The sequence below is a fragment of the Phyllobacterium sp. 628 genome, from assembly GCF_014189505.1.
GTDB lineage: Bacteria > Pseudomonadota > Alphaproteobacteria > Rhizobiales > Rhizobiaceae > Phyllobacterium.
This window is the reverse complement of the sequence record NZ_CP050300.1, coordinates 221,218-234,699: the sequence shown is the minus strand read 5'-3', so window position 1 is coordinate 234,699 and position 13,482 is coordinate 221,218. Positions and strand designations below refer to the sequence as shown.

Annotated in this window: 12 protein-coding genes; 11 read left to right on the top strand and 1 reads right to left on the bottom strand. The window is 51.3% G+C overall.

Features of this window, described 5'->3' with window-relative positions:
* The first annotated feature begins 130 nt into the window (after window positions 1–130).
* The 11 genes from HB779_RS01070 to HB779_RS01020 all read left to right on the top strand — a co-directional run bounded on the left by HB779_RS01070 (window position 131) and on the right by HB779_RS01020 (window position 12,283).
* The gene (locus HB779_RS01070) at window positions 131–859 is read left to right on the top strand and encodes a hypothetical protein (RefSeq protein ID WP_188342260.1); all 729 of its coding nucleotides are present in this window, start codon (window positions 131–133) and stop codon (window positions 857–859) included.
* Window positions 825–1,124, top strand: coding sequence for a helix-turn-helix transcriptional regulator (locus HB779_RS01065; RefSeq protein ID WP_188342259.1), 300 nt, complete (start codon window positions 825–827; stop codon window positions 1,122–1,124). The genes HB779_RS01070 and HB779_RS01065 overlap by 35 nt, the downstream gene beginning before the upstream one ends.
* Window positions 1,125–1,127: 3 nt before the next feature.
* Window positions 1,128–2,393: a polysaccharide biosynthesis/export family protein gene (locus tag HB779_RS01060; RefSeq protein ID WP_188342258.1), complete on the top strand. Its 1,266-nt coding sequence runs from the start codon at window positions 1,128–1,130 to the stop codon at window positions 2,391–2,393.
* 224 nt (window positions 2,394–2,617) lie between these two features.
* On the top strand, window positions 2,618–3,364 hold the full coding sequence (locus tag HB779_RS01055; protein WP_244642324.1) for an FkbM family methyltransferase: 747 nt from the start codon (window positions 2,618–2,620) through the stop codon (window positions 3,362–3,364).
* Window positions 3,365–3,404: 40 nt separating this feature from the next.
* Entirely contained in the window at window positions 3,405–4,736 is a 1,332-nt protein-coding gene (locus HB779_RS01050; RefSeq protein WP_188342256.1) for a glycosyltransferase family 1 protein, read from the top strand.
* A 9-nt stretch (window positions 4,737–4,745) separates the two neighbouring features.
* Window positions 4,746–5,900, top strand: a complete 1,155-nt coding sequence (locus HB779_RS01045; protein ID WP_188342255.1) for a hypothetical protein — start codon at window positions 4,746–4,748, stop codon at window positions 5,898–5,900.
* A gap of 146 nt (window positions 5,901–6,046) precedes the next feature.
* The gene (locus HB779_RS01040; RefSeq protein ID WP_188342254.1) at window positions 6,047–6,748 is read left to right on the top strand and encodes an outer membrane protein; all 702 of its coding nucleotides are present in this window, start codon (window positions 6,047–6,049) and stop codon (window positions 6,746–6,748) included.
* A 60-nt stretch (window positions 6,749–6,808) separates the two neighbouring features.
* The gene (locus HB779_RS01035; RefSeq protein ID WP_188342253.1) at window positions 6,809–7,993 is read left to right on the top strand and encodes a Hint domain-containing protein; all 1,185 of its coding nucleotides are present in this window, start codon (window positions 6,809–6,811) and stop codon (window positions 7,991–7,993) included.
* Window positions 7,994–8,152: 159 nt separating this feature from the next.
* Complete coding sequence (locus HB779_RS01030; RefSeq protein ID WP_188342252.1) at window positions 8,153–10,474, top strand: glycosyltransferase; 2,322 nt, start codon at window positions 8,153–8,155, stop codon at window positions 10,472–10,474.
* Window positions 10,452–11,444 carry a hypothetical protein gene (locus tag HB779_RS01025; protein WP_188342251.1) on the top strand — a complete coding sequence of 331 codons (993 nt, stop codon included), beginning with the start codon at window positions 10,452–10,454 and terminating at the stop codon, window positions 11,442–11,444. The genes HB779_RS01030 and HB779_RS01025 overlap by 23 nt, the downstream gene beginning before the upstream one ends.
* The gene (locus HB779_RS01020; protein ID WP_188342250.1) at window positions 11,441–12,283 is read left to right on the top strand and encodes a lipopolysaccharide assembly protein LapB; all 843 of its coding nucleotides are present in this window, start codon (window positions 11,441–11,443) and stop codon (window positions 12,281–12,283) included. Before HB779_RS01025 ends, HB779_RS01020 begins: the two co-directional genes overlap by 4 nt.
* Here the strand turns inward: HB779_RS01020 and HB779_RS01015 are convergent.
* Window positions 12,280–13,272, bottom strand: coding sequence for a capsule biosynthesis protein (locus HB779_RS01015; protein WP_188342249.1), 993 nt, complete (start codon window positions 13,270–13,272; stop codon window positions 12,280–12,282). The two genes, HB779_RS01020 and HB779_RS01015, sit on opposite strands and share 4 nt — an antisense overlap.
* Window positions 13,273–13,482 lie beyond the last annotated feature (210 nt).

The following is a 13,482-nucleotide window of genomic DNA, read 5'->3' as shown; positions in this document are numbered from 1 at the left end:
AAAACTGATTTCTTTAGTTGCTATTTCTAGAAAGTTTCTCTTAATTTATAATTCGTTGAATGTCTAAAGTTAATCTGAGGCGTCAATTAAGGAAGTTGTTTGGCGGTATTTGGGTTTCTTTGGGGGAGAAATGTATAAAAATCCGATGGAACGTTCTGAATACAGATCTATTTCAAGTTCAAGCGACGATATCTCAAATAAAATTGAGAAGATCGACGAAAATTGGCGCTGGACTAGTTTTCCAGATGAGCAAGGCCGTTACGGTTTCAAAAGGCAAATCTGCACACTTCAACAGACATCTATTATCTACGGCGAAACAAATGGCCGTCTGGAGGTTGTTTCGAATGGGGTCGGTACAACTCTAAGCTTTATATTTATACTCAAAGGCGCCATTGATCTTGTTGATACTAAGAATCGTAAAATACAAAATGTTGTCGCTGGTAATGCCACCAGTGTTTTTGATCGTGCTGGAGTAAAGGCAAAACTATACCCTGGAACATCCTGGGTGACATATCTGGTTCCTGTACCGACCTTGCGCGAGCATTTTGAACGTTTGATGCGGCGGCCTTATTTTCAGGAATTGGCTTTCTCCCCGTTGCATGATTTCCGGACGGGCAGTGCATCGGCACTGTATCAGACACTTTGCTATGTCAGCGAGGATATTGCCGCTGCAACCAGTTCGGGTCGTGATGTTCTGGCGGGAAGTCTACGAGCGGTTGTTATTGGCCAAGTTGTTTATGACCAAGCCGGACAATGTGAATGCGCTGAACAATCAGTCCTCGCGCCGCATTTCCCCGCGTTATCTGCAGAATGCCGAAGCATTCATGCGGGAGAATATCCACAATTCGATCACGCTTGACGAGATTGCAGCCGCAGCAGGGTGCAGTTCGCGCGCGCTGCAGCGGATGTTCAAGGAATATCGTGACACGAGCCCCATGCATATCCTGTGTGAATACCGGTTGTCAGCGGCGCACGATGCCATCGTTAGCGGCAGCGCCCGCAATGTAACCGATCTGGCAATGCATCTTCAGTTTTCGAACCCGGGGCGGTTTTCGTCACTCTACCGGAATGCATATGGAATGAGTCCATCAGCAATGATGCGGTTTCATGAAAAGAGCGCGTAAGACATGCTGAGCAGACGAATTCGAGTGCCATTGCCGACTTTCGCGCTGTCAGAATATGTTCTGTCAGACACATTCAAAGCAAGCAGTACCGCATTGAGGAATTTACCGGTCGTTTCGGTGATTGTCATCGCAGCGGCACTGTCTGGTTGCGCCCTTCCCAGTTCCGGTCCGTCAGCCAATCAGGTTATTGAACAGAGAAAGACTGAAACGCACATCAACTATGCGATGGTTGATGTGAACGATGCTGTTCTTTCCTATGCGGCAGTGCGCCCGCGTGAAAGTCTGGTCAGCCATTTCGGCGCTGGCCCCCGGACAAGCGAACTCAGTATCGCCGTTGGCGATATTATTGGTGTCAACTTATGGGAGGCACCTCCCGGAAGTCTGTTTGGTGGAAATCTCACGGCGTCGGGTGTTCAGCAATCATCGGGCGGTTCAACGACAATTCCGGCGCAAACTGTTTCGGGGGATGGCACAATTGCCGTGCCCTATGCCGGCCGCATCAGGGTTTCAGGCCGAACGCCATCACAGGTCGAACGGCAGATATCGAGTGCCCTGGAGGGCAAGGCTGTTCAGCCGCAGGCTCTGGTGACCATTCAGCGCAGCACCGCCAATGCGGTAACCGTGACGGGTGAAGTTGCGTCCGGTGCGCGGATTTCGTTGACGGGTGCGGGCGAGCGGATTCTTGATGTCATCGCATCTTCCGGCGGCATTCGCGCCGGGGCAAGCGAAAGCATTATCAGGCTGACGCGTAACGGCGCCACTGCAAGGATACCGTTCGACACACTGATCGATAATCCGGCCGAGAATATTCGCGTCCGTTCAGGCGATCTCATTACGGTGGTGCGTGAGCCGCGTACAATCCTTGTGCTGGGTGCGGCCGGGCGCAATGCGGAAATTCCGTTTGAAGCATCGCGCATTTCCATGGCGGATGCGCTGGCGAAAGCAGCTGGTCTGAATGATAATCGTGCCGACGCCAAAGGTGTCTTTGTCTTGCGCTATGAAATGGCGTCGGTTGCGCGGCGTTTCATTCCCGCCGGCAGTTCTCTCAATAATTCCGGGGAGTACATCCCCGTGGTTTACCGGTTTAACATGAAGAATACGAGCACGTTGCTTGCGATGCAAAGGTTTGAAATGCAGCCGCGGGACGTCATCTATATCGCCAACGCTTCCGGTGCCGAATGGCAGAAGGTTATGGCTGTATTCTCGGGCATCAGCTCGCCAGCGCTATCGGCAACATCTCTCGCCATTAACGCTGCTGCAATAAAATAGAAAAAGGGGAATAATCTCCGGGTGTAAGTCTTGTGGGATAATAATATAACTGAAACCATCACTGTACTATGTTTCCTGCTTGGGAACAGCTCTAGTGAGAACATGCCATGCCATCCCAGTCACTGCTTCACCTTCATGAAATTGCCAATCTAAAGCGCCAGGATCTGGAAATAGCCGTTCAGAACCTCGCGAAGAGTGCATATCTCGGTGATTATACGGCGCTTGTGCGTATTCTTGGCCGCTATAAATTCTATCTCGATACACGTGATCGTGGGTTCGGATCACATCTCCTGCTCGACGGTTACTGGGAAATCTGGCTGACCCAGTTCTGCGCGCGCAATATTCGCGCGGGAATGGTCGCTGTCGATGTCGGCGCCAATTTTGGTTATTACTCTGTTTTGCTCGCTGAACTTGTGGGCGCTGCGGGAAGGCTTTTGGCTGTGGAGCCCAATCCGCATGCTGTGGATTTTTTGCGGCGATCAATCGACTTGAATGGCTTTTTGCGGCGCACCAGAATTGAAGCGGTTATTCTAGGTGATGAGACAACAGGCGTCGCTCCGCTTTTTGTACCTTACAACGAACCCAAAAATGCGACCGTTGTGGAACCCTGGTTTATTGCCGATCCTCTTGTGGGTGCAATTTTGAACGTACCGGAAACGTCGCTGGATCAGCTTTGCGCATCATACGAACGGGTTGATTTCATCAAAATTGACGCAGAAGGCGGCGAACAGCGAATCTTTGACGGAATGAAAGAAACGATCAGGCAGCACAAACCGATGATTGTGTTGGAATTCAATGCTGAACGCTACAAAAATGGACCTGACTTCATTGAACAAATGATGTCGGTTTATGGCACGCTGCGACGACTGGATTACAAGGGGCAAACCCATTCCGTGTCGACTCATGAATTGCTGAGTGAGAATTTTGGGGAGGATTGGCTTTTGGTACTCTCGATGAATGAACCTTCATGAAAATGCACAGAGTCAATATCCATATTGAAAGGAAGCCGTCATGGTAAAAACCATATTGTATGACGGCCTTAATCTGTCCATGCAGAAGGGTACTGGAGTTGCGACATATACGCGTGGCCTGATCCAGACGGCCCGGAATCTCGATTATCAGACCGGCATTGTTCATTCGGTTCAGGGTAAACTGCCCAAAGATCCGATGCTCCGCGAAGTGGTCTTGTTTGACGACAATGCTTTGAGAAAGCTTGGCCCTGTGGCCCTTGGCCGGCGCTGGTTGCGCCGCCAGATTGCAGCTCCATTGGGCATAAAACCAACACAGATACCCTTGACCGGGACTGTCATCACGAAATCTCTGCAAGGCAACGTGATGGATTCAGAATTTCTTTATGCCAACAACGATGTATTTGCCTTGGCGAGGCAGCATTTCAAGGTTTTTGGAAAGAGCTTGCCGCTGTCTTTCGATAAGGCGCCTGATCTTTTCCACACGACTTATCCATTGCCACTCAGGGCCCGTAAATCACTCAACATTTGTACCATTCACGATCTGGTTCCATTGCGCCTGCCCTATCTGACTGAAGACAACAAGCGGTATCATTACAAGCTGGTGCGTCATCTGGCCAAAACTGCTGACCATATCGTGACGGTATCTGAAACATCGAGACAGGATATCATCAAGATTCTCAATGTGGATGAGAAACGGGTTACCAATACCTACCAGGCTGTCCACGTCCCGCTGGATCTGCGCAACAAGCCTCAGGATGTTGCGGCGGATGAAATCGCCGGCATCTTTAATCTGGATTGGAAAAAGTACTTTCTGTTCTTTGGAGCGTTTGAGCCCAAGAAGAACCTGTCGCGTTTGGTCGAGGCTTATCTGTCAGCCAAAGTCGATATACCCCTGATTATTGTTGGTGCGCCCGGTTGGAAGGGCGATCAGACTCAGTTGCTGATTGATGATGAGCGTTTTCGGTTTTATTCGCAGACAGAAAATCGAATTGTACCGGGCCGCCGTATTCATCGGTTCGATTTCGTCTCCTACTCCTTGCTTATCAGTTTGGTGCGCGGTGCCAGAGCTGTTCTGTTCCCGTCTCTTTACGAGGGATTTGGCTTGCCGGTTCTGGAGTCGATGCAGCTTGGTACACCGGTGCTGACGTCGACAGAGGGCTCGGTGCCCGAGATTGCTGGTGATGCCGCATTGCTGATCGATCCGTACGATACTGATTCACTTCGCAACGCGGTGAAGGCTCTGGCAAATGATAATGATCTTTGCGATCACCTTGCAAAACTCGGCCCAAAACAAGCAGAATTTTTTTCGCCCGAGCGTTATCATCAAGCGGTTGGTGCACTCTATGACGGTCTCTTCAACGGGAGTTTGTGAAACAAGCCAATGACACTTCTTGTTGCTCTGGGAATGCCTGGTTTGATGTCGTTCTGGGGCAACGCCGCCCTGCAGGCGATCGCGCGCGAGGCGTTCGTTGATCATAGCTTTGTTCATGTGGAAACGCTGGACGATTTACAGAGTGCCTGGAAAAACCGCACGAGCGAGGATGTAATCGTTACCTCACATTATCCTGCCACGGATCTATGCGGCTTTTTATTGGGAACTAAGGCTCCTTACATCGTCTTCAGCGAGAATGCGCTTGATGCGACGCTCTATCTTTCAAGGCAAATGCAAGTGCATGACATCTCGATTGTGCGCTCACTATCCGCAAGTATCGCCTGTCTTTCACAAATGCGATCTCACTCCTTTCTCGTAAATATTGAGCGCGACAAAGTCAGTAATCTGCCTATCCATCGAATTGTTGGCCACATGTGCCGCAAGCTGGGAATATCGTTGTCTACGGCCAGTATGGTGCGATGTCTGAAACATTTAGGCCTTGAGGCTGCGGAGACCCTGACGAGCGTCAATCAAATCCCCGATTTCGAAACATCTGTGGCGAGGATCAATCATCTATACGCAGCCCCTGGAGATGGCTGTTCAGAGCTTCCAGACGAGTTGCGTCAACTTGCAGTACAGGTTTTGCAACCATTTGACGGGTATATGAAGACGGGGCAGAAGCCATCTTTGACTTGGCCGCATGAAAGCTTTCTTCTTGCCGACAAGGCCGGCGCAACTGCAGCGGGCGAGATTGATCTTGTTGGGCGCGCGCGTTGTCTGGTCTATGGCCCTTACTTCCATCTCCCGGCGGGCGAATGGAATGCCAGATTTGCTCTCGGCATTAATCAGAATATTTATGGACAGATTTTTACGATTGAAATCCACAATTCTGAATTGCTCAGCAAGATTCGCGTTCGCCCTTCCGGTACTGGCTCTTTCGCCGCGGAGGCGGCTTTTCATATTGAACGTCCCAAAGAGCCGATTGAAATCAGACTTTTTACCGATACTGGTTCCATTGAAGGATCTATCGCGTATTGGTCTGCCGAATTGAGCCCCATCGATGTCACGGACCCTGATTCTCCTCCAGATATGGAGGATGTGCTTCCAGAGCGGGATGTCGAGCAATCTGGAGTGCCGCAAGAAATTGTTAACCATCCAAAATAACACGTTTTACTGATGCAATACAAAATGCGACAACTGTATACAAACGACGACTATATTTAGTGAATCTTATGTAATTAAAGTATATCTCGAATAAATATTACATGTCATTCTTCCATCTGAAAGTTGGTCTTTTTAAGGTGGAAGTCATGCAGAAATTTGGTGCTATTGGTTTGTTCTTTGCGGCGGCAGTTCTATCGGGAAGTGCTTACGCAGCTGATGCAGTTTCAGAGGCTCCTCCGGAAGCAGTATTCACCGAACCGGCTTTTACATGGACAGGTTTCTATGCCGGTGTGAACGCTGGCTATGGCTTCGCCGGCGATGATAAAGTCGGTCTGCGGACTTTCGGCCGGTATCTGGGTGACGTCGACAAGCTGGAAAACAGCGGCTTCTTCGGCGGCGGGCAGATTGGCTACAACTATCAGATGAACAATTTCGTTCTCGGCCTTGAAGCGGATTTCCAGGGCGGCGATGTCAATGATGACTTCACAACGCGCTTCCTCGGTTCAGACGTTCATGCCAGCTCCAAAATCAACTGGTTCGGAACACTCCGTCCGCGTCTTGGCTATGCCTGGGATCGCACAATGATCTACGGCACAGGCGGTCTGGCCTACGGCAATGTTAAATACAAGGTCGATGTCGACGGCGTTAATTATATCGATGAAAGCAAGACTCGCGCGGGCTGGGTTGCGGGCGCTGGTGTGGAACATGCCTTTACTGACCATCTGACTGCAAAACTTGAATATCAATACATCAACTTGGGCAGCCGCAAGATTGGTGATGATATTCTGACAACAGAAGCAACGTCAGATTTTCACACTGTAAGGATCGGTCTGAACTACAAGTTCTGATCCGCTTCATTCTGAGCATAAAACAACGAACACTCAGCTCTTAACAGAGAGGGATTTGCTATGGCTATTCTAAACGTTCAGCTACTTCAGAATACAAATACAACAATCGATTCCACAAGTGCGGCCAACGGAGACACAATAAATCTCGGTCTGGTTTCTAACGCCACTTTGACCGTTAGCGGTGTCAACGTTACCGTTACCAACTTTACAGGCGTTACGGGCTTAACCACCACAACGCTTAATGTGGTCAACGGCGCGACGCTGACGGTAAGCGCACAGCTTGCGGGCGTTGGTGCCGGCTCAACGTTCAACTACAATATCGGTGCGGGCAGCAATCTGATCATCAACCAGGCCGCTCTGAGTGTCGAAGTGTTGAACACGACGACGGTCGATTTTGCCAATGCTGCCGGTAGTGGGCATTTCACCTATATGCCATCGACACTTCTGAGCCTTCCTCTGACGTCGATTCCGACCATTGTGAATGTGCAGAACGGCGATACGGTTACCATTACCGGTTCGAACAGTGTCACTCAGGCAGGCAATGTGGTTACATTCCACGGTGTGGGGCTATTGGGTCTTGCTACGGTATCCTATACCATTCCTGCCGGCGCGACCTACTCTTACAGTGACACCACAGACACACTTACCTTCCTGACGCCTTGCTTCGTCCGCGGCACCATGATTGCAACGCCGGATGGCGAAGTACCTGTGGAATTCCTCAAGGAAGGCGACCTTGTTCTCAGTCTGAACAACGGCGCAGTGGCTGTGAAATGGATTGGCAGTCGCAAGCTTGATCCGAAAGCTATGGACAAGCCGCGTGATGAACTTCCGGTTCGCATCCGTGCCGGAGCCATCGCTGAAAATGTACCGCATCGGGATTTGTTCGTCTCTCCGGATCATTGCATGTTCATCGAAGGCGCGCTCATTCCGGCAAAGCTTTTGATCAATGGGACAACGATCACCCAGGAAATCATTCTCAGCCCTATCGACTACTTCCACGTCGAACTTGAAGAGCATGATGTAATCTGGGCTGAAGGTGCGCAGGCTGAAACTTACCTTGATCTTGGCAACAGAAATGTCTTCCTTGAGCCCGGTGTTCTCCAGTTCACTTCGGCAAAAGCCAAAGAGGCGAAAGCTTGCTATCCCCTCACCTATTGGGGTCCAGCCGTTGACAAGGCTCGTGCCTTGCTTGCAGAGCGCGAAGTAGCACTTGGCTATGGCATGGAAGAATCAAAAGCTTCATAAATCGAAGTAATAAATATAGGATGCGCTCCTTCATCGGAGCGCATCCTATGCTTTTAACCATATGTAACAAGAATATCTCGTTGAGATAGAATATACTCCATTTACAATTTGCATTTTTCAGTATGAAATCATTTTAATAAGTGCTTTGGAGAGCAGTGAATGCGTAGTGAACTATTGGCTTCACCTTATACGCTTGATGAAAATATGACTGATTTGAAGGTTTTGCTTGGGAAATTCGCGGGCAAACGTGTTTTTTTTGACGGTGTATTCAAGGGCGACTACAGTCTCGCTATCGTCAACCGCTTTCTTGCACAGGCACTTATCGCAACCGGCATCGATATTGTTTGCTATACATCGGAGTCGGATTGGCAAACGGATGCCCGTATTTCGGCGGCACCGGAAGTTAAACGGCGGATGCTTCCGCAATATCCGGCAGGTCAAACCTTTGACGTCCATTTGCGTAATACATGGCCGCCAGTCACGCATGATATGGTGGGCAAATTCAATGCTTATGTAAATTTTGCCTGGGAAGAGCTGGAAGTTCCCCAATATCTTGTATCGCGCTTCAACCGTGATCTTGATCTGGTCATGGTTACCGCCAATTTCGTTAAGCAGGCCTTCGTACAGTCCGGACTTACCATTCCCGTCGAGGTCGTTGGCAACGGCACTGACCACGTTCACGCAGACTCGGGAGTGGGCGCCGTATCGCCGCTGCCCTCCAATGGCAAAAAGCGGATTTTACACGTGTCCTCGTGCTTTCCGCGCAAGGGTATCGATGTGCTCATTGAAGCCTATGCGCAGACATTCAAGCAGGATGAACCGGTCGAACTTGTTATCAAGACATTTCCCAATCCGGATAATATCCTCCGCAAGGTGATGACAAAGTTTGAAGGTGCGTTGAAAGACGCACCGCCGGTCATCCTGATTGAAGACTATTGTGATCCGGATGAGCTCCTCGCCCTATACCGGACAGCGGCACTTGTGGTCGCGCCAAGCCGGGGCGAAGGTTTTGGTTTGCCGCTGGCTGAAGCGATGCGGTTGGGGGTGCCCGTTGTCACGACTGGTTACAGTGGACAGGTCGATTTTTGCACGCCCCGCACGGCTTGGCTTGTCGACTATCATATGGCGCCATCCTTGGCGCATGTCTCCGGCTCGCTCAGTTTGTGGGCCGAACCTTCTGTCGCGGATCTGGGAAAACAGATGCGGGCGGCACTCAGCAACCAGGAGGAGGCGCGCATGCGCAGCAAAAATGCGCTGAAGCTTCTTGATGATCATATGAGTTGGCAGGCAGTTGCGGGCCGGGTCCTTTCTGCGATTGCCAAGCCAGTCAAACTCATTGCCGGATTCAAGCGGCCGTGGACGATTGATCTTGTTTCGTCGTGGCAGCAGCAATGCGGTCTCGCAACCTATTCCGGCCACCTGTTCTCTACGCCCGCTCTCGCCGGACGGTTTTCACATATTTATGCTCGCAGGATCGTTGATGATGCCCTGCCGGATAGTGCAGCGGAAAAAACAGCTGAAACGGCTGCGATAACGACGAGGCCGTGGGGCTATGACCTTGCATCGCTGACGCGTTTCATTGGTGAGATCGAGCAGGCACGTGGTGATGTCGTGTGGATACAGCATCATCCGGGGCATTTTTCGACACCCGATATGGAACTGCTGCTAAGCACACTTCAGCATACGAGCCACAAGCTTCGCATCATCACGATGCACAGTGTGAAAGAGACGCTGCGCGGCGGTCATCTGGAATGGACCAAGGCATTTGATGTCGTTTTTGTCCATTCGGCCGAAGATGCCGGACTTCTGGCGAATGCCGGTCACCCTAATCCTGTGGTCGTGCCACACGGGGTTCGCGAAAGTTTGGACAATGGTCCACAGCCGGAACCGTCGACATTCACGATTGGCTCGTTTGGCTTCCTCATGCCGCATAAGAACATAGATCTCCTGGTGCGGGCCTTTGCCAAAGCACGCCTGTTCGAGCCGCGGCTGCGCCTTAAACTGCTCAATTGCATGGTGCCCAATGATCAATCACGTGCATCGCGCGTCACCGTAGAAAATCTGCTCAACTATTTTGATCTGCACGACGTGGCATCAGCCCGTTTTGATTTCGTCGATGAGGCGGAGCTTTCAGACGAGCTTGCCCGATGTGATTTGCTGGCATTTCTCTATGGGGCTTCCACGGAAACCGCGACCGGTGCGGCACGAATAGCCATGACGGCTGACCGCCCGCTTCTCTGCTCCCGCTCGTCCGTTCTGCGTGACATGTGGCCGATAAGCCATGTGGTGCGTTCGGTGGATGTTGATTGTGTGGCCGAGGCGCTGGTAAGTCTTGCACAAAATCTTGCGCTGCTTGGTTTGCGCGATGCCGATCGCCGACAGGCTACCGAGTGGAATTCTTACCCGCGCGTCGCGGCGCGTCACGTTGTGGTCATCGAACAAATGTTGGGTCGAAAATATGACAATCGCCGAGCTGCATAAAATCCCGTTGCAAGCCTTGCCAAAAGACGTCTTTTCGCTGTCAGCCGATGCATTCGTCGATGCTTGGGCCTCCGCGTTCAATTTGACCGCGACGGATCTGCCGGTTGAAGAGCGGCATAATCTTGCGCAGGCTATTCGCAATGGCACAAACCGTATGAAGATAATTGACGCTTTGCGGTCAGCATCTCCGGATACCAATGGCAAGCTCGATGAATTTGTGGCGCAGGTGATACGGCGTCCGGCGGACCAGTTTGCCTTGCTCGAAAATTTCACGCGTTTTGCGCCTGACGATAATGTGGCGTTTCTTCGCTACAGTTTCTCAAAAATCTGTGGACGGGAGCCATCTGAGAAGGAGCGTCTGTCCTTTGAATTTGATCTCAGACGCAATGTCAAAACCCGTGCCGACATCGTCAAACAGGTTGTTGCAATAGCGCGGCGCGATGGCCAGTTCTCGTTGTGGGATACGTTGGAGGAAAATGAGAAAGCCATGGACGGCCCGGCGGATCAAAGTGCAGCACAAACGATGCCTGCAGGACTGGCTTACAACCTGAATGGACAGGAGACTTTGATTTTTATCCGGGAAGTTCCGAATTCCGGATGGATGATAGGTCCTGATCTTTTGCGGCAACCGGTGAATGTCGTCGATAGCGGCTGGAAAGTGAACCCCGGCTGGCTCATGGTTGGCCCGAAGCGAAGCTTTCAGGAAGGGTCGTGGCTGGTCAAGATTGATCTCGTTCAAGATCACGCAGCAAAAATTGCTGTTCAGCTTGTTGCCAATTCCGGCCTCGACATTCTCTTGGACTTTACGATTGCCGGATCGTTTGTTGGCGGTCTTCTTGCCGATATCCGCAAAGAGCACCGGTTTGTCGAATTGCGGCTCAGAGTGATTGAAACTGCCGATGAACTGCATTGGGTGCGGCTGCGGGAAGTATCTATGCAGCGGGAAAATCCGCGTGAGGCTCAGACATGATAAAGCTACCCTTTTCTTTGCGCTCTGCGAAACGTGGGCTTGAAGTGGTTGGAGCCAACATAACAAACGCGCCGCCGAGCGCTGTTGCGCAAGCGGACGCTGCCCGTGATCGGGGCGATTGGGAAAGCGCGGCTAAGTTCTATGCGCGCGCTGTGGCGGACAGTCCCGCCCGGGCGGGTCTTCTGGTGCAGCTTGGTCATAGCGAGAAGGAGTTTGGGCGTTACGACAAGGCCGAAACTGCCTATCGCAAATATTTGGGTCTTAATCCGCGTGACGTTGATATTCATGTCCAGCTTGGGCACCTGTTCAACCGGATGGGTGATATGAAGAAAGCCCATGACTGGTATAAAAAAGCCTCAAAATTGGCCCCCGATGATTTGGATATTGCACGGCATGTCAGCGTATCGCGCAATAGTTCGTCGAAACCCGGCATTGATGATGATCGAAGGGCCGCCATGCGTCTGGTGGATGCCGGGCAGTGGTCCCTGGCACGCGCCGCCTTGCGGAAGCTTGTCGTGGAGAACGGCCAGATTGATATGATCGCGGTCTATGCCAATGTTACCAAGGAAGACGGTGATTTTGAAGAAGCAAGGTCACTTTACGGGCAATATCGCGACTATGCCAATGAGTTCAATCCAGACAGTCTGGAAGATGTGGACGTGCAACTGGGCCACCTTAACAAGATAGCGGGCGATTACCGCGCAGCCTTGGCACACTATATCGCGGCTCGCAACCGGCAGTTCGAGCGGGCGGGCTACGTTGATTCCACGTCGCCTCACGAGCGGGAAATTCAGGGTTGTATTAATGAAATCTATACCTGCTTCTCGTCATCCGCCTAATTGCTATGATCGCGGATAGCGGTCAGAAGCAGCCAGCCAAGCAAATAGCCGATGGACGTTACCAGCAGAACGATGGTGATGTTTTTGAGCTCGGTTGGTAGTTCTGCCTTGTCCGGCTGGTTGGCCGGGACGATGACTTCCAGATAAAGCTGCTGTCTTCTGGCATCCGCCCGCGCGGTTTTGAGCGAATCCAAGGCTGACAGCAATGCTTTGTTGGAAAATTCTCTCTGCAGGATAAGGGCTTCATAGTCTGCAATGCGTGGAGCAATCGAGCCGTCATTTCCAGCGATTTTTGCTTGTTCAAGTTTCAGCTGCTCTTCGAGAGCGCTGATCCGACTGGTGATGAACGGCAGAGCACTTGAATCCGGGGCGGTCTCTCTGGTCTCGGCAAGATTTGCACGCGCCGAAGCGAGATCGGCACTGAGCCGGCTCATCAACTCGACAAGAGATGTTGAGTTTTGTCCCGGATCAATCATGAGTTCCTTGTTGCGGAACAATGTAATGGCTTTCTGCGCATCAATCATGCGCTGCTCGGCATTAGCGACTTCCGCGGTGGCAAACCGGATTGCATCGCCGCGCGCGCGGTCATTCATTTTCATCAGTCGGTCGCTGCCCAACTGCAATAATTCCTTGTTCATGGCAAAGGCATCTTCGGGCCGGAATGCTGATGTCTTGAGAACTGTGATACCGGTCGTATCATTGTGGCTGATCCGCACCCGGCTGGAATAATATTTGAAGAGTTCTTCAAACAGGCCGCTTTGCCACGGTGCCGGGAAACGTGAGTAGAAATCCGCCTCCGGTCTGGCGAAGTATTTGCGGATCGGCAGGGCATTGCTCATCAGCTCCAACGCATCACGCGACTTGATGTACTCCTGTGCGGAAAACGTATCGTCTTGCGAACGCGTGATGCCACTGTTCTGCAGCAAATTGCCAAAACTCGACGATGAGGGTGGAGCGGAAACGCGAACGACAAAGGAAGATTGCGACACGTACATCGGAGCCGCAATAAATGCATAATACAAACTGACGGATACAACCGGAAGAACGACAATAATAAACGGAAAGCGTAGCCGCCACAGTTTAAAAAACAAACCACGCCGTTTTAGCTTAACTGCTGGAACAAATGCATCGGGTGAAAGATTATTGATCGCATTAATCCTTATATGATGCTGTGATGACAACATTCATAATTGCCTTCA